The organism is Pseudomonas sp. SB113, from assembly GCF_040754745.1.
Taxonomy (GTDB): Bacteria; Pseudomonadota; Gammaproteobacteria; order Pseudomonadales; family Pseudomonadaceae; genus Aquipseudomonas; species Aquipseudomonas grimontii.
Genome location: NZ_JBFMHW010000019.1, coordinates 95894 through 112445, shown reverse-complemented (window position 1 = coordinate 112445; position 16552 = coordinate 95894). Strand labels below are relative to the sequence as shown.

Genomic DNA, 16552 nt, shown 5'->3' with positions numbered 1-16552 from the left:
CAGCGCGGGGCAAGCCCGCTCGCCACAACAGGCCGGCCAGCCACAGGTTTATGTTCGTCACCATGCTTTTGTATACGCCAGGTGAATGATCATCGCGGTGGGGCAGGGCTGGATCTATCCTCGATCCATCTCCCCACAACGACAAGATCGAGGTAGCCCATGCGTGAAGTAGTGATCGTCGACAGCGTGCGAACCGGCCTGGCCAAATCCTTTCGCGGCAAGTTCAACCAGACCCGCCCGGATGACATGGCGGCGCATTGCGTCAACGCGCTGTTGAGCCGAAATGGCATCGATCCGGCCAGCGTCGAAGATTGCATCGTCGGCGCGGGTTCCAATGAAGGCGCCCAGGGCTACAACATCGGGCGCAACGTGGCAGTGCTGTCGCAACTGGGGACTGGTACGGCGGGCATGACCCTCAACCGGTTCTGCTCGTCGGGTTTGCAGGCGATTGCGATTGCCGCCAACCAGATCGCTTCGGGCTGCAGCGAGATCATCGTTGCCGGCGGCGTCGAATCCATCAGCCTGACCATGAAAAGCGTTAACACCGATAACCTGATCAACCCGCTGCTCAAGGAACAGGTGCCGGGCATCTACTTCCCCATGGGCCAGACCGCCGAGATCGTCGCCCGCCGCTATAACGTCAGCCGCGAAGAGCAGGACCTTTACGCCCTGCAAAGCCAGCAACGCACGGCCCAGGCCCAGGCGGATGGCTTGTTTGATGATGAAATCGTGCCGATGGCGGTCAAGTACAAGGTCGAGGACAAGAACACGGGTGCCGTACAAATCCTCGAGGGCGTCGTTGATCGCGATGACTGCAACCGCCCGGACACCACGTTGGCCAGCCTGTCCGGTTTGAAACCGGTGTTCGCCGAAGACGGCTCGGTGACGGCGGGTAACTCGTCGCAGCTCTCCGATGGCGCCTCGATGACCCTGGTGATGAGCCTGGAGAAAGCCCTGGAGCTGGGGCTCAAGCCCAAGGCGTTTTTCCGTGGATTCACCGTGGCCGGTTGCGAGCCGGATGAGATGGGCATCGGCCCGGTCTTCTCGGTGCCCAAGCTGCTCAAGGCGCGGGGCTTGCAGGTGGCGGACATCGACCTGTGGGAACTCAACGAGGCATTTGCTTCGCAGTGCCTGTATGCGCGCAATCGCCTGGAAATCGACAACGCCAGGTACAACGTCAACGGCGGCTCGATTTCCATCGGCCACCCGTTCGGCATGACCGGCTCGCGCCAGGTCGGGCACCTTGTGCGCGAGTTGCAGCGACGTAATTTGCGCTATGGCATCGTCACCATGTGCGTGGGCGGCGGCATGGGCGCCACGGGACTGTTCGAAGCCGTACGCTGATAAGTGTGGGAGGGGGCAAGTCGAATCGTCGCACCGCCCCTCCCACAGGTAAGCAGCGCCATATCCCAATTCGTCCACTTGCCCCTAGAATGGCCGCTCCTCCACCTCTGGCATTTTTTTGGGGCACTCATGCACATCTCTTCCGGCCGCTGGGTCTACGGTTTTTTCCTGACCCTGCTGACCGCGTTTCTCTGGGGCATTCTGCCGATCAAGCTCAAGCAAGTGTTGCAGGTGATGGACCCGATCACCGTCACCTGGTTTCGCCTGATAGTGGCCGGCAGTTGCCTGTTCGTGTACCTCGCCGCGACCCAGCGCCTGCCCAGTCGTAAAGTGCTCGGCCCCAAGGGCGGCTGGCTGGTGGCGATGGCGGTGTGCGGCTTGGTGGGCAACTACGTGTTGTACCTGGTGGGCCTGAAACTGCTCAGCCCCGGCACCGCGCAGTTGGTGGTACAGATGGGCCCGATCTTCCTGATGATCGCCAGTGTGTTTGTGTTCAAGGAGCGTTTCAGCGTCGGGCAGAGCGTGGGCCTGGTGGTGCTGATCGTCGGCTTTGGTCTGTTCTTCAACCAACGCCTGGAGGAGCTGTTGACATCCCTCGGCGCTTATACCGCCGGCGTGCTGACGATCCTGCTCGCGACTTCGATCTGGGTGTTCTATGCCTTGGGCCAGAAGCAGTTGCTGACCGTCTGGAATTCGCTGCAAGTGATGATGGTGATCTACCTGTCGTGCGCCGTGCTGCTGACGCCTTGGGCACATCCGCTGGAGGCCCTGCAACTGAGCCCGCTGCAAGGCTGGCTGTTGCTGGCGTGTTGCATGAACACACTGGTGGCCTACGGCGCATTTGCCGAAGCCCTGGCCCACTGGGAAGCCTCCCGGGTGAGCGCGACCCTGGCACTGACGCCGTTGGTGACCTTTGTGGCGGTGGCATTGGCGGCGTGGCTGTGGCCCAGCTATGTGCAGGCCGAAGAGATCAATGCCCTGGGCTATTTCGGCGCGTTGGTGGTGGTCATGGGGTCGGCGGCGGTCGCGCTGGCGCCGTCGTTGCTCGCCGGGCTCAAGGCCCGGCGGCTGCGTATGGCGTCTTAGGTGCCCAGCATGTTTTCCGGGCGTACCCACTGGTCGAATTCTTCATCCGTGAGGTAGCCCAGGTCCAGCGCGGCTTCCCGAAGGGTCAAGCCTTCGGCGTAGGCCTTCTTGGCGATCTCTGCCGACTTGTCATAGCCGATGTGCGGGTTGAGTGCCGTGACCAGCATCAGCCCGCGCTCCAGGTGCTCAGCCATTTTCGCGGCGTCGGGTTCGAGGCCGGCGATGCAGTGCTCCTGGAAGTTATTGCAGCCATCGGCCAGCAGGCGGATCGATTCAAGCAGGTTGTGGATGATTACCGGCTTGTACACGTTCAACTGCAGATGCCCTTGGCTCGCCGCAATGCCGATGGTCACGTCATTGCCCAGCACCTGGCAGGCCAGCATCGACAGCGCCTCGCATTGGGTCGGGTTGACCTTGCCGGGCATGATCGAGCTGCCTGGCTCATTGGCCGGCAGTTTCACCTCCGCAAGGCCGGCACGCGGGCCGGAGCCCAGCAGACGCAGGTCGTTGGCGATTTTCATCAGGGCCACGGCCAGGGTTTTCAGGGCGCCGTGCAGGGTCACGATCGGTTCATGGCCGGCCAGCGCGGCGAATTTGTTCGGTGCGGTGACGAAGGGCAGGCCCGATAAGGCTGCCAATTCCGAGGCGATCGCCTCGCTGAAGCCATGGGGTGCATTGAGCCCGGTGCCCACGGCGGTGCCACCCTGGGCCAGCTCGCACACCTGGGGCAGGGCGCTGCGGATCGCGCGTTCGGCGTAATCGAGCTGGGCGATAAACGCCGAGAGTTCCTGGCCGAAGGTGATCGGCGTGGCGTCCATCATGTGGGTACGGCCCGTTTTCACCAGCTTTGCATGCCGCGCCGACAATTCCGCGAGGCCGCCGGACAGCGTGTTGATCGCCGGCAACAACTGCTTGTGCACCGCTTGCACCGCCGCAATGCTCATGGCGGTGGGGAAGCAGTCGTTGGAGCTTTGGGAGCGGTTGACGTGATCGTTGGGGTGAACCGGGCTTTTGCCGCCACGGGGCTTGCCCGACAGCTCGTTGGCACGGCCGGCGATGACCTCGTTGGCGTTCATGTTGCTCTGGGTGCCGCTGCCGGTTTGCCAGACGACCAGGGGGAACTGGTCATCATGTTGACCATCGAGCACTTCGTCGGCGGCTTGTTCGATCAGGCGGGCGATGTCGGCGGGCAGGTCGCCGTTGCGGTCGTTGACCCGGGCGGCGGCCTTCTTGATCAGGGCCAGCGCGTGCAGTACCGCCAGGGGCATGCGCTGCTCGCCGATGGCGAAGTTCACCAGCGAACGTTGGGTCTGGGCGCCCCAGTAAGCGTCATCCGGGACTTCCACTTCTCCCAGGCTGTCGGTTTCGATACGGCTCATCGGGCACACTCCTTCAGGTTCGTTTGCGCAGTTTAGGCCCTGATCAGCCTGGGGGGTTCCCTAAAAGACTTTTCATCGGATTCATTCACGGCAATCCGCGCCCGGTAAGGCTCGGGGTTGAGCCGCAGCGTTTTTTAGGCGCAGAATGGGCGCCCTTGGGGTCTTACCTCGCCTGCTAGAAAAGGAAACTCGATGACTCGTCTTCGTGCCATCTGTACCGCGGTTGCTCTGGTTTGCGCCAGCGGCCAGGTTTTTGCCGATACCGCCAGCCACAACGCCAGTGCCGAAGCCTTCCTTACCCTGGCCCATGCCGACAAGCTGGGTACCCCGGTGTACATGCAAGTGCAGCAAATGTTCGCCCAGCGTTTCGAACAGACCAAGGCGCCTGCCGCCAAGCAGTCCGTACTGGACAGCTACCAGGCCAAGGCCAACGCCGCTCTGGACCAAGCCATCGGCTGGCCGAAACTGAAGCCGGACATGGTAAAGCTCTACACCACCACCTTCAGTGAATCCGAGCTCAAGGACCTGGTTGCCTTCTACCAGTCGCCACTGGGCAAGAAAGTCCTGGAAAAAATGCCGCAGCTGACCCAGCAATCGGCCCAGATGACCCAGCAGAAGCTGGAAAGCGCCGTGCCGGTGGTGAACAAGCTGTTGGAAGACATGACCAACGAGCTGACGCCAAAAGCCGCTGCACCGGCCAAGAAGAAGTAAGCAGGAATGACCATGCAACAGCGTATCGAAACGGCGCTCGCCGCCCTGGTCCCGGACCACTTGAGCGTGCTGGATGAAAGCCATATGCACAGCCGTGGGTTGCAGACCCACTTCAAGGCTGTGCTGGTGAGCCAGCAGTTCGAGGGGCTTAACCGCGTCAAGCGCCACCAGAAGGTCTACGCCACCCTGGGTGACCTGATGAGCGAATTTCATGCGCTGGCGCTGCATACCTACACGCCCGAAGAATGGGCGAAAATCGACGCAGCCCCGGCCTCGCCGACCTGCGCCGGAGGGCACTGACAGCAGCTGCAAGCTTCAAGTTTCAAGCTGCAAGATTGAAGCGCGCTTGCCTCTGCGTTTTTGTTAGAATCCCCACGCGCCGCCTAGTCGGCGCGTTTTTTTGCTTTCGCTTTTACTTGCAGCTTGCAGCTTAAAACTCGCAACTGCCCAAATCCGGTCCACCCCTTACGAGGGTAGCCACCTGGAGAGAACACCCATGACTCAACCGATTGTCGTGGCGGCACTGTATAAGTTCGTCACCCTCGAAGATTACGTCGCCCTGCGCGAGCCCTTGCTGCAGGCGATGGTCGACAACGGCATCAAAGGCACCTTGCTGATCGCCGAAGAAGGCATCAACGGCACCGTCTCCGGCAGCCGCGAAGGCATTGATGGCCTGATGGCCTGGCTGAAGAACGACCCACGCATGGACGACATCGACCACAAAGAGTCGTACTGCGATGAGCAGCCGTTCTACCGCACCAAGGTCAAGCTCAAGAAAGAGATCGTGACCCTGGGCGTCGAAGGCGTCGACCCGAACAAAAAAGTCGGCACCTATGTCGACCCGCAGGACTGGAACGCGCTGATCAGCGACCCCGAAGTGCTGTTGATCGACACCCGCAACGACTACGAAGTGTCGATCGGTACCTTTGAGGGCGCAATCGACCCGAAAACTACCAGTTTTCGCGAATTTCCCGACTATATCAAAGCCAACTTCGACCCAGCCAAGCACAAGAAGGTCGCCATGTTCTGCACCGGCGGCATTCGTTGCGAGAAGGCGTCGAGCTATATGCTCAGCGAAGGTTTCGATGAGGTCTACCATCTCAAGGGCGGCATCCTGAAGTACCTCGAAGAGGTGCCGCAGGCCGAAACCAAATGGCAGGGCGACTGCTTTGTGTTCGACAATCGCGTCACTGTGCGCCACGACCTGAGCGAAGGTGACTACGATCAATGTCATGCCTGCCGCACACCGGTGAGCGCTTCCGACCGCGCATCCGAACACTATGTGGCTGGCATCAGTTGCCCTCATTGCTGGGATAAGCTGCCGGAGAAAACCCGTCGCAGCGCGATCGACCGGCAAAAGCAGATTGAGCTGGCCAAGGCCCGCAATATGCCGCACCCGATTGGCTTCAACTACAAGCAAACCCCTTCCGAGGCCTGACCCATGTCCGCGCGCCTGCTCTATGTTATGGACCCGATGTGTTCCTGGTGCTGGGGGTTTGCCCCGGTAGCGCAGGCGCTGGTTGAGCAGGCCCAGGCGGCCGGCGTGGACGTGCACCTGGTGGTGGGCGGCTTGCGTACCGGCAGCGGTGCGGCACTGGAACCAACCACCCGGCGCTACATCCTTGAGCACTGGCAGGCGGTCACCGACGCCACCGGCCAGCCGTTCAAGCGCGATGGTGCGTTGCCCGACGGCTTTGTCTATGACACCGAACCTGCCTGCCGCGCCATTGTCACCGCGCGTAGCCTGGCACCGGATTGCGCATGGACGTTGTTAGGGCTGATCCAGCGCGCGTTTTATGTCGAGGGCCGCGACGTGACCCTCGCCAGCGTGCTGGTGGAGTTGGCTGAGGAGGCGGGTATCCCGCGCATCGAGTTTGCCGGCGAATTCGACCGTGCCGAGCAGCATGCCGCGACCGCCGCTGACTTCACCTGGGTCCAGGACCTGGGCATCGCCGGTTTTCCGACTTTGCTCGCCGAGCGTAACGGCCAGTTGGCGTTGCTGACTAACGGCTATCAGCCGCTGTCCGAGTTGTCACCGTTGTTGGGGCGATGGCTGGAGCGAGCAACCTGTGCATGACCAGCCACCGCGCACTGATCGATTGACCTGGGCGGAAGTTCGCCGCCTGGCCCTGCGTCACAAGAAGTCCCTGTGGATCGCCAATGGCGTCGCCGTGCTGGCGACGCTGTGCAGCGTGCCGATTCCCTTGCTGTTGCCGTTGCTGGTGGACGAAGTGCTGCTGGGCCACGGCGATGCCGCGCTCAAGGTGATGAACCACGCGCTGCCTCTTGTCTGGCAGAAAGCCGCCGGTTATATCGGCCTGATGCTGCTGATCACCCTGGCCCTGCGTTGCGGCGCACTGCTGTTCAACGTGGTGCAGGCGCGACTGTTTGCGCGCTTGGCCAAGGACATTGTGTATCGCATTCGCGTGCGCCTGATCGAGCGGCTCAAGCGCATCTCCCTGGCCGAATACGAAAGCCTGGGCAGCGGCACGGTCACCACCCACCTGGTCACCGACCTGGATACGCTGGACAAATTCGTCGGCGAAACCCTCAGCCGTTTCCTGGTGGCCATGCTGACCCTGGTCGGCACCTCGGCGATCCTGGTGTGGATGCATTGGCAGCTGGCGTTGCTGATCCTGCTGTTCAACCCGCTGGTGATCTACGCCACGGTGCAGTTGGGCAAGCGCGTCAAACACCTGAAGAAGCTGGAAAACGACAGCACGTCGCGCTTTACCCAGGCCCTGACCGAAACCCTCGACGCCATCCAGGAAGTACGCGCCGGTAACCGCCAGGGCTTTTTCCTTGGGCGTCTCGGCCAGCGTGCCCAGGAAGTGCGTGACTACGCCATTCACTCGCAATGGAAAACCGACGCGTCGAGCCGCGCCAGTGGCTTGCTGTTCCAGTTCGGCATCGACATCTTCCGTGCGGCGGCGATGCTCACCGTGTTGTTTTCCGACCTGTCCATCGGCCAGATGCTCGCGGTGTTCAGTTACCTGTGGTTCATGATCGGCCCGGTGGAGCAACTGCTGAACCTGCAATACGCCTACTACGCGGCGGGCGGGGCGCTGACACGGATCAACGAACTGCTGGCGCGCGCCGATGAGCCGCAATACGCCGGCGGTGCAGACCCGTTCACCGGGCGCGAAACCGTGGGCATCGAAGTGCGTGGCCTGAACTTCGGCTACGGTGAAGACTTGGTCCTCGACCAGTTGAACCTGACCATCGCGCCCGGTGAGAAGGTGGCGATTGTCGGCGCCAGCGGCGGTGGCAAAAGTACCTTGGTGCAACTGTTGCTCGGGTTGTACACGCCGCTGGCGGGCAGTATCCGTTTCGGCGGTGCCACCCAGCAGGAAATTGGCCTGGAGACCATTCGCGAGCACGTCGCGGTGGTGCTGCAACACCCGGCGCTGTTCAACGACACCGTGCGCGCCAACCTGACCATGGGCCGCGAGCGCAGTGACCAGGCTTGCTGGCAGGCGCTTGAAATCGCCCAGCTGGAGGCTACCGTCAAGGCATTGCCCCAGGGCCTGGACAGTGTGGTGGGGCGCTCCGGCGTGCGCTTTTCCGGCGGCCAACGTCAGCGCCTGGCGATTGCGCGCATGGTCCTGGCCGAACCCAAGGTGGTAATACTCGACGAAGCAACCTCCGCCCTGGACGCCGCCACCGAGTACAACCTGCACCAGGCGCTGGCACGCTTCCTCAGCGGCCGTACTACACTGATCATCGCCCACCGTCTGTCGGCGGTAAAACAAGCTGATCGAGTGTTAGTGTTTGACGGCGGTCATATCGCCGAGGATGGCGACCATCAGCAATTGATCGCCGATGGCGGTCTTTACGCCAAACTCTATGGGCACTTGCAGCAAGTACGTTGATTTAGCCTAGGCTGTGCTATCGGAAGTGGGTGTTTGCGTGCGTTTCCAGCAGTGCATATGCAAGGGACTTCATGAAGCAAAAGCGGACTTTCGGAACGCCTCGGCTACTGGGCATTGTCTGGCCCTTTATCGCCGTCGTGCTGTTCCAGGCATTGTTGGGTTGCGTCAGTCTCTACGTGCTTTCAGCGGTGCGTGGTTATGTGGGCGGCGAGAGCTTGTGGTCCAAGGGCCAGAAGGACGCGATCTATTACCTGACGCTTTATGCCGATAACCGCGCCGAAAGTACCTACCTCAAATATCACCAGGCCATTGCCGTGCCTCAGGGCGGCCATGAACTGCGCATTGCCCTCGACCGTCCCAGCCCTGACCTGGCGGCCGCGCGCCTGGGCATCCTCAAGGGCGGCAACCACCCGGACGATGTTTCCAGTGTGATCTGGCTGTACCTGAATTTTCGGCATTTCAGCTACCTGGAAAAAGCCATCGAGCTGTGGACCGTGGGCGATGGCTACCTGGTTCAGTTGGACGATCTGGCCCGCGAGATGCACCGAGCGATCAGTGCCGATCGGGTCAATCCCAACGATGTTCGGCAGTGGAAAGCCCGCATCACCGCCATCAACGAGGGTGTGACCCCTGCCGCCAAAGCCTTCAGCGACGCCTTGGGTGAAGGCTCGCGCATGATTCTGCGGTTGCTGCTGATCACCAACCTGGCGACGGCCCTGGGCCTGATTGCGCTGGCGCTGTTGCGTACCCATAAGCTGCTGACCCAGCGCCATGCGTTCGCCAATGCCCTGCAAGCCGAGAAGGAGCGCGCACAGATCACCCTGGAGTCGATAGGCGACGGAGTGATCACTACCGACGTCGATGGGACCATTACCTATATGAACCCGGCAGCCGAGGCGATGACCCACTGGAACTCGGCCCAGGCCCAGGGCCTGCCCCTGGCTGCACTGTTCAACCTGCTGGATGACAATGCGCAGCCGGATGGCTTTACCCTGATCGAACACATCGTCAAGGGCCAGCTCAAGGGCGGCAGCGAGCATTCGAAAACCATCCAGCGCCTGGACGGCAGTACGGTCTCCGTCACTCTGGTGGGCGCGCCGATCCTCAGTGGCGGCAAGGTCAGCGGTGCAGTGCTGGTACTGCACGATATGACCCAGGAGCGCCAATACATCGCCAACCTGTCGTGGCAGGCCACGCACGACGCCTTGACCGGCCTGGCCAACCGTCGCGAGTTCGAGTACCGCCTGGAACAGGTGCTGCACAGGGCAGGGCAGTCCCAGGGTGGTCGACATGCATTGATGTTTCTCGACCTTGACCAATTCAAGCTGGTCAACGACACCTGCGGCCATGCGGCGGGCGACGAGTTGCTACGGCATATCTGCGCGCTGCTGCAATCGGACCTGCGCGAAGGCGACACCCTGGCGCGCCTGGGGGGCGACGAGTTCGGCATCCTGCTGGAGAACTGCCCGGCGGCAGTGGCGGAAAAAGTCGCCGAGAGCCTGCGCCACACCGTGCAGAGCCTGCATTTTGTGTGGAAGGGCCGGCCGTTCATGACCACCGTGAGCATCGGCCTGGTGCACGTCTCACAAACCCCGACCACCCTGGAAACCTCGCTGCGTGCCGCCGACATGGCCTGCTATATGGCCAAGGAAAAGGGCCGCAACCGTGTTCAGGTGTACCACGCCGATGACTCGGAGCTGTCCCTGCGCTTTGGCGAGATGGCCTGGGTGCAGCGCTTGCACATGGCGCTGGAAGAAAACCGGTTTTGCCTGTACGCCCAGGAAATTTCGCCCCTGGGACATACCGACGGCGGCAATGGGCATATTGAAATCCTGCTGCGCCTGCATGACGAGGCGGGTCGGATCATCCTGCCCGACAGCTTCATCCCGGCGGCCGAGCGTTACGGTTTGATGACCTCCCTGGACCGTTGGGTGGTGGAAAACGTATTCAAGTTCATTGCCCGGTGCATGCACGAGCATCCGGGCCGGCCTATGGCGATGTGTGCGATCAATCTGTCAGGTATTACGATTGGCGATGATGATTTTCTCGGCTTTTTACGGGAGAAATTCGAGGCTTACAGCATTCCACCAGAAATGATTTGTTTTGAAATAACAGAGACAAGCGCTATTGCAAATCTGGGCAGCGCCATTCGCTTTATTAATGAACTCAAAGCCTTAGGCTGCTACTTTTCCCTCGACGACTTCTGCGCCGGAATGTCCTCATTCGCGTACCTGAAACATTTACCTGTAGACTTCCTGAAGATCGATGGAAGTTTCGTAAAGGATATGCTGGACGACCCGATTAACCGCGCGATGGTCGAAGTGATCAACCACATCGGCCACGTCATGGGTAAGCGCACAATTGCCGAATTTGTTGAAACACCGCAAATCGAACAGGCTTTGCTCGACATCGGTGTGGATTACGCTCAGGGCTACCTGATTGAACGACCGCAATTGTTTACCTTTGATAGCTTGCAGTGTCGACCTGTGCGGCCGCAGCCCCTGTTATTCAGGGCGCCCGGCACATTCCGCTGAAACATTTGCCGGTCTGTAAAATCACACTTAAAAAGGAGCCTTAATAGTGATCGACACATTCAGCAGAACCGGCCCGCTTATGGAAGCCTCAAGTTACCCCGCCTGGGCTCAGCAATTGATCCAGGACTGCAGCGAGAGCAAGCGCCGGGTTGTCGAACACGAACTGTACCAACGCATGCGTGACAACACGCTCAGCGCCAAGACCATGCGTCACTACCTGATCGGTGGCTGGCCCGTGGTGGAACAGTTTGCCTTGTACATGGCACAGAACCTCACCAAGACCAAATTTGCCCGCCATCCAGGGGAAGACATGGCGCGACGTTGGCTGATGCGCAATATCCGTGTGGAGCTGAACCACGCGGATTATTGGGTCCATTGGGCGCGTGCCCATGGCGTCAGCCTCGAAGAACTGCAGGCCCAGAATGTGCCGCCGGAGTTGCATGCGCTGAGCCACTGGTGCTGGCATACCAGCTCGGCCGATTCGTTGATCGTGGCCGTTGCCGCGACCAACTATGCGATCGAGGGGGCGACGGGGGAGTGGTCGGCGGTGGTGTGCTCCACTGGCGTGTATGCGGCGGCCTTTCCCGAGGAAGACCGCAAGCGTGCGATGAAGTGGCTGAAGATGCACGCCCAGTACGACGACGCCCATCCTTGGGAAGCCCTGGAAATCATCTGCACCCTGGCCGGGATGAACCCGACCAAGGCACTGCAGGCAGAGCTGCGCCAAGCCGTGTGCAAGAGCTACGACTACATGTACCTGTTCCTGGAAAGTTGCATGCGTCTGGAGAAAGACAAACCTGCGAGCGCTGTTGTGCGTGAGCGCCCGATGCGCGTCGCCAGCGAAGCGTGATGTAACGGCAATGGCGGGGTTTTATCCCGCCATTGCCAGGCGATTACGGCCTTCGCGCTTGGCCACGTACAAGGCGTTGTCGGCCCGGCGCAACAGGCTTTCGGCCGACTCGGCGGCCAGTAAGGTCGAACAACCGAGGCTCACCGTCAATTCGATCCGTGTTTCATCCGCCCAATAATCCTGGGCCTGCGCCGCCTGGCGCAGGCGTTCACCGACCATGGCCGCCGCATCCCGGCCGGTGTTGGACAGCAGGATCAGAAACTCTTCCCCGCCAAACCGAAACACCATGTCCACGTTACGCAACTGCCCCTTGATCGCCCCGGCGACGGCGCGCAATACGTTATCGCCCGCCGCATGGCCGTGGGTATCGTTGATGATCTTGAAGTGGTCGATGTCCAGCATCAGCAAGGAGAGCGGACTCAGGTGCCGGCGCGCCATGTCGATTTCGCGTTGCAGGGTCTGGTCCATGGCAATGCGGTTGCCCGTCTCGGTCAGCGGGTCGCGCAGGGCGCTGCGGGTTGCGGCGCGGTAGAGCAGGGCGTTGCGCATCGGGTAGAGCAGGGTCGACAGCAGTGATTCGAGTTGGCCGAGTTCCTCTTCCAGCAGGCGCTGGTTGCGGCGAAAGATCAGCTCGCCGAGGTGCTCGCCTTCGTGGCTCAGGCTGTAGCTCACCGAGTGGTGGCCGCGCAGGCCAAACTCCAGGCGCAGGTCGCTGGTCTCGTGGCGATATTGCAGGGCATCCAAGGGCACCAGGCGCTGTATCTCGCGGAAAAACACCGCGAGGATGCGCTCCGGTTCCAGGCTGGTCTGCAATTGCATCCCCAGTTGCTGGCGAAGTTGCGCGACGGTCGTGGGGCGGCGAGGTACGAGTAATGGCTGACCAAAGCCCAGGCGTTGCAATTTGGCACTGTCGAAGTCAATTGCGTTGGTCTGGGTTGGTGTTTTCATAAGCGTTCGGCCTCTAAGCACTTAGCTGTCTTACAGGCTCGATGAGAGTGGCGAGCGCCAAGCGTCTTACTGTTCCTTCAGTTCCGTAAAACATTGGAAACAGTTTAAACCGCTTTGCCAGGGGTTATAACCCCTGGGCCCTGCCGCACGTCTTGTCATCGCTTAACCTGCTTGAGCGTGTTAGAGCGATATTCATGCCACTTCGTTTGAATTAATAAAAGTCCTTATAAATCAAAGACTGTTTTTAAACTCAACAACAGTCGTTGAGCAATGACGTCAGTTATTTGGCAGCTTGCACCAGGGTGGTGGAGTCAATCTGGTCAATGGAGGTGACACCGGTCAGCGTCATGGCCACGCGCATTTCCTTGGCGAAGATGTCCAGCAGGTTTTCCACGCCGTGCTGGCCATCGGCGGCCAGGGCATAGGCGGTGGCGCGTCCGAGCAGGCACGCCTTGGCACCCAGGGCGAGCATGCGCACCACGTCCAGCCCGGAACGGATGCCGGAGTCCACCAGCACTGTCAGGTCATCGCCCACGACATCCGCAATCGGTGGCAAGGCCTTGGCGGTGGACAGCACACCGTCCAGCTGACGGCCGCCATGGTTGGAAACCACGATGCCATCGGCGCCGAAACTCACCGCGTCCTTGGCATCCTGGGGGTCGAGGATGCCCTTGATGATCATCGGGCCTTTCCAGAATTCGCGGATCCACTCCAGGTCTTTCCAGCTGATGGAGGGGTCGAAATTATTGGCCAGCCAGCCGATGTAATCTTCCAGGTGGGTGGGTTTGCCGAGGTACTTGGAAATATTGCCCAGGTCGTGGGGGCGGCCCATCAAGCCTACGTCGAATGCCCATTGCGGCTTGGTGACGGCCTGCAGCATGCGCCGTTGCGCCGCGAACGGCCCGGACATGCCCGAGTGGGCATCGCGGTAGCGCGCGCCCGGCGTGGGCATGTCCACGGTGAACACCAGGGTGGTAACCCCAGCCGCCTGGGCCCGCTCCAGGGCGTTGCGCATAAAGCCCCGGTCCTTGAGCACATACAGCTGGAACCAGATCGACTGCGGGCTCTGCGACGCCACTTCTTCAATCGAACATACCGACACCGTCGACAGGCAGAAGGGGATGCCCTTGTTCGCCGCCGCCTTCGCCGCCTGCACTTCGCCACGCCGCGCATACATGCCGGTCAGGCCGACCGGGCTGAGGATGACCGGCATGTCCAGGGCCTGACCGAACAGCGTAGTCTTGAGGCTCAGGCTATCGACATTGCGCAGCACGCGCTGGCGCAGGCTGATCTCGGCCAGGTCCGAACTGTTCGCGCGCATCGTGTGCTCGGCGTAGGCACCGCCGTCGATGTAGTCGAACAGAAAGCGCGGCAGCTTGCGTTTGGCCGCTGCGCGGTAGTCGGAGGCGGACGAGATGATCATTAAGCGTGTCTCCACAAGGCTGGGCGGGTCAGGATAGGCAAATATCTGTCATGATAAAAACAACTTTTATCGCTAGTAGCCAGTCGCTAAAGGAATACCCATGAACTTGAGGACGTTGCGCACGTTCGTCGAAGTGGTGCGCCAGGGCGGATTCTCCCAGGCCGCCGAAGTGGTGGCCTTGACCCAATCCACGGTAAGCAAGGCGGTGAAGACCCTGGAGGAGGAACTCGGCATGCCGCTGCTCGACCGCCTGGGGCACCGCAACGAACTCACCGCCGCCGGTGAGATCGCCTACCGCCGCGCCCTGGTGCTGCTCGCCGAACACCATGACCTGGTCGCCGAGATCAACGACCTGCGCGGTCTCAGACGCGGCGTGTTGCGCATCGGCCTGCCACCGGTGGGGTGTGGTGTGCTGTTTGCGACGATGTTTGCCACCTACCGCAGTCGTTACCCGGACATCGACATCGAACTCACCGAATACGGCAGCAAAAGATTGCGCGAGTGCCTGGAAGCGGGGGAGGTCGACCTCGCTGCATTGCTGCTGCCGGTTGACGAAGGCTTCGATTATCAGCCCGTGCGTAACGAACCGCTGATGGCCGTACTGCCCAGGAGCCACCCACTGGCCCAGCGTCAACGCATCGACTTCGCCGACCTGGCGGATTCGCCGTTCATCCTGTTCGAAGCCGGCTTCGCCCTGAACGCCAAGATCTTGGCCGCCTGCGAGCGCAAAGGCGTGACACCCCGCGTGGCGGCGCGCAGCGGACAGATCGACTTCATCGTCGACCTGGTCGCCGCCGGCCTCGGCGTCGCCTTCCTGCCCCGCATGCTGGCGCACAAGCACCAACACGCAGGCATCGCCCTGATCCCCCTCGACGAACCCCACACAGACTGGCACATCGCCCTGGCCTGGCGCGCCACCGCCCACCTGCCCCCCGCCGTGCGAGCCTGGCTGGAGCTGGCCAGGGAGCAGCAACGTTCAACCGGTCATCCGGATTAATCGTCCAGAGTGTCAGGGAAGGCTTGACTTCTCCTTTTCAATCAGTAACATACGGCGCATTCCGCGATAGCTCAGTTGGTAGAGCAAATGACTGTTAATCATTGGGTCCCTGGTTCGAGTCCAGGTCGTGGAGCCAGATAGGGAAAAGCCTGCAGCGATGCAGGCTTTTTTTTGCCCTGGATTTTTCCGGGGCGATCAAAGCGCACAGCCCGTTCAGGACGTTCTGAAGTCGAAGCAGGGCAATTGCCTAGCCGTAACGTCACATCTTCAATCCGGTACATAGCTCCCGAGTTGGTATCCGTCCGGCCAAGTCATCTCCCAGACTCCGCAAAACTAAGACATGGTTCTTCGTGGCCACCAGCCAATCAGATTAGAAATCGTTGAGGGCAGCTAAGTTATTGGATCAATCCGAAGCAGGTGAGGGCTCTTGCTTCGGCTTGCTCTTACTGAGAACGAACCACACAGCTAAACAGATAAGCCCGCCGCCGTATAAATGTGCGACCGAAGGACGCTCACCAAGGAACATCACACCCCACAGCACGCCGAAGGGAGGGATGAGGAAGGTAACGGTCAGCGAGCGCACCGGCCCGATATCCGCTATCAAGCGGAAGTACAGAATGTATGCACACGCGGTGCAGATGAAACCCAGCGCAACCAGCGCTATCCAACCCTCCGGGTTACCCCAACTCGTCGGTAGGTTTATTGCGGTTGAGATTCCGAAAAACGGTACGAGAAACAGGGTAGCGCCAATATGACTGCCAAAAGCTACGAGTTTCGCGTCCAGCCCACCCTTGTCTGCTATCCATCGTTTAGTCATAAATCCTGCTGCACCGTAGCAACTGGTGGCGACTAAACAAGCCAACGCGCCCATGGCCACGTTCATTGAAAGTGTGACGGAGCCGGTGCCGGTCAGCAACGTAATGCCCATGAGCCCGATCAACACGCCAATACCTTTTTTCAATGTCAACGAATCGCTGAAACACATCCAACCGATCAAGACGCCCATCATCGGTGTGGTCGCATTGAAAATTGCTGAATAGCCGGCAGGTAACAGCCGTGCCGCCACGCAATACATCAAAAATGGGATGCCAGAATTGATAACGCCCAACACCATGATCTGCTTTAGCTTACCTTTGAAGTCGATTTCGGTTTTTAAAATGACAAGAATGACGGCCAAGCCAATGGCGCCTAACAACACGCGGAAAAATGCAGTCGGCAACGCGCCCAGAACAGGAGCCGAGATGCGCATGAAGAGAAAACTGGCGCCCCAGATCGCCGCTAGAGCAAGTAGTCGTACATAATCGGATAATTTCATGGGTTGCCTTCGGCGCTGTTCGTTAACTAAAAAATGACTCGAGAATTGCATAGCTGATGCCGGGCAATCCAAAAAGTTGTTGGAATGGTTAAT

14 protein-coding genes and 1 tRNA gene are annotated in these 16552 nt (G+C 60.4%); 11 read left to right on the top strand and 4 right to left on the bottom strand.

What is annotated here, in order from left to right:
* Positions 1-159 precede the first annotated feature (159 nt).
* Positions 160-1344, top strand: a complete 1185-nt coding sequence (locus tag AB1462_RS23075; protein ID WP_090406946.1) for a thiolase family protein — start codon at positions 160-162, stop codon at positions 1342-1344.
* 129 nt (positions 1345-1473) lie between these two features.
* Positions 1474-2430 (top strand): DMT family transporter, encoded by a 957-nt coding sequence (locus tag AB1462_RS23070; protein ID WP_090406943.1) that lies wholly within the window; start codon positions 1474-1476, stop codon positions 2428-2430.
* Here AB1462_RS23070 and AB1462_RS23065 read toward each other — a convergent pair.
* On the bottom strand, positions 2427-3809 hold the full coding sequence (locus AB1462_RS23065) for a class II fumarate hydratase (protein ID WP_090406940.1): 1383 nt from the start codon (positions 3807-3809) through the stop codon (positions 2427-2429). The genes AB1462_RS23070 and AB1462_RS23065 overlap by 4 nt on opposite strands.
* 192 nt (positions 3810-4001) lie before the next feature.
* Here AB1462_RS23065 and AB1462_RS23060 point away from each other — a divergent pair, with 192 nt between their 5' ends.
* The 7 genes from AB1462_RS23060 to AB1462_RS23030 all read left to right on the top strand — a co-directional run bounded on the left by AB1462_RS23060 (position 4002) and on the right by AB1462_RS23030 (position 11776).
* A complete protein-coding gene (locus tag AB1462_RS23060) occupies positions 4002-4520 on the top strand; it encodes a DUF2059 domain-containing protein (protein ID WP_090406937.1) in 519 nt (172 codons plus the stop codon).
* 6 nt (positions 4521-4526) lie between these two features.
* Complete coding sequence (locus AB1462_RS23055; protein ID WP_090406934.1) at positions 4527-4820, top strand: BolA/IbaG family iron-sulfur metabolism protein; 294 nt, start codon at positions 4527-4529, stop codon at positions 4818-4820.
* 196 nt (positions 4821-5016) lie between these two features.
* Complete coding sequence (locus tag AB1462_RS23050) at positions 5017-5958, top strand: rhodanese-related sulfurtransferase (RefSeq protein ID WP_065923916.1); 942 nt, start codon at positions 5017-5019, stop codon at positions 5956-5958.
* Positions 5959-5994: 36 nt separating this feature from the next.
* Positions 5995-6597, top strand: a complete 603-nt coding sequence (locus AB1462_RS23045) for a DsbA family protein (protein WP_186731520.1) — start codon at positions 5995-5997, stop codon at positions 6595-6597.
* Positions 6590-8392: an ABC transporter ATP-binding protein gene (locus AB1462_RS23040; RefSeq protein ID WP_367248001.1), complete on the top strand. Its 1803-nt coding sequence runs from the start codon at positions 6590-6592 to the stop codon at positions 8390-8392. The genes AB1462_RS23045 and AB1462_RS23040 overlap by 8 nt, the downstream gene beginning before the upstream one ends.
* A 71-nt stretch (positions 8393-8463) precedes the next feature.
* Positions 8464-10926, top strand: coding sequence for an EAL domain-containing protein (locus AB1462_RS23035; RefSeq protein WP_367248000.1), 2463 nt, complete (start codon positions 8464-8466; stop codon positions 10924-10926).
* Between the two features lie 46 nt (positions 10927-10972).
* On the top strand, positions 10973-11776 hold the full coding sequence (locus AB1462_RS23030) for a TenA family transcriptional regulator (protein ID WP_090406922.1): 804 nt from the start codon (positions 10973-10975) through the stop codon (positions 11774-11776).
* Between the two features lie 21 nt (positions 11777-11797).
* Here AB1462_RS23030 and AB1462_RS23025 read toward each other — a convergent pair whose 3' ends face one another.
* Entirely contained in the window at positions 11798-12724 is a 927-nt protein-coding gene (locus tag AB1462_RS23025; RefSeq protein ID WP_315336990.1) for a GGDEF domain-containing protein, read from the bottom strand.
* A 280-nt stretch (positions 12725-13004) separates the two neighbouring features.
* A complete protein-coding gene (gene lldD / locus AB1462_RS23020; RefSeq protein WP_090406916.1) occupies positions 13005-14147 on the bottom strand; it encodes an FMN-dependent L-lactate dehydrogenase LldD in 1143 nt (380 codons plus the stop codon).
* 100 nt (positions 14148-14247) lie between these two features.
* On the opposite strand from lldD, the gene AB1462_RS23015 reads away from it, so the two are divergent.
* Together AB1462_RS23015 and AB1462_RS23010 are read left to right on the top strand one after the other, a co-directional pair.
* Positions 14248-15144 (top strand): LysR family transcriptional regulator, encoded by an 897-nt coding sequence (locus AB1462_RS23015; protein ID WP_367247999.1) that lies wholly within the window; start codon positions 14248-14250, stop codon positions 15142-15144.
* Positions 15145-15204: 60 nt separating this feature from the next.
* Positions 15205-15280, top strand: a tRNA-Asn gene (locus tag AB1462_RS23010).
* Between the two features lie 267 nt (positions 15281-15547).
* Here the strand turns inward: AB1462_RS23010 and AB1462_RS23005 are convergent.
* A complete protein-coding gene (locus tag AB1462_RS23005) occupies positions 15548-16459 on the bottom strand; it encodes a DMT family transporter (RefSeq protein WP_367247998.1) in 912 nt (303 codons plus the stop codon).
* Positions 16460-16552 lie beyond the last annotated feature (93 nt).

Coding starts and splice junctions, on each gene's coding strand:
- AB1462_RS23075 (WP_090406946.1), top strand. CDS start 160: ATGCGTGAAGTAGTGATCGTCGACAGCGTGCGAACCGGCCTGGCCAAA.
- AB1462_RS23070 (WP_090406943.1), top strand. CDS start 1,474: ATGCACATCTCTTCCGGCCGCTGGGTCTACGGTTTTTTCCTGACCCTG.
- AB1462_RS23065 (WP_090406940.1), bottom strand. CDS start 3,809: ATGAGCCGTATCGAAACCGACAGCCTGGGAGAAGTGGAAGTCCCGGAT.
- AB1462_RS23060 (WP_090406937.1), top strand. CDS start 4,002: ATGACTCGTCTTCGTGCCATCTGTACCGCGGTTGCTCTGGTTTGCGCC.
- AB1462_RS23055 (WP_090406934.1), top strand. CDS start 4,527: ATGACCATGCAACAGCGTATCGAAACGGCGCTCGCCGCCCTGGTCCCG.
- AB1462_RS23050 (WP_065923916.1), top strand. CDS start 5,017: ATGACTCAACCGATTGTCGTGGCGGCACTGTATAAGTTCGTCACCCTC.
- AB1462_RS23045 (WP_186731520.1), top strand. CDS start 5,995: ATGTGTTCCTGGTGCTGGGGGTTTGCCCCGGTAGCGCAGGCGCTGGTT.
- AB1462_RS23035 (WP_367248000.1), top strand. CDS start 8,464: ATGAAGCAAAAGCGGACTTTCGGAACGCCTCGGCTACTGGGCATTGTC.
- AB1462_RS23025 (WP_315336990.1), bottom strand. CDS start 12,724: ATGAAAACACCAACCCAGACCAACGCAATTGACTTCGACAGTGCCAAA.
- lldD (WP_090406916.1), bottom strand. CDS start 14,147: ATGATCATCTCGTCCGCCTCCGACTACCGCGCAGCGGCCAAACGCAAG.
- AB1462_RS23015 (WP_367247999.1), top strand. CDS start 14,248: ATGAACTTGAGGACGTTGCGCACGTTCGTCGAAGTGGTGCGCCAGGGC.
- AB1462_RS23005 (WP_367247998.1), bottom strand. CDS start 16,459: ATGAAATTATCCGATTATGTACGACTACTTGCTCTAGCGGCGATCTGG.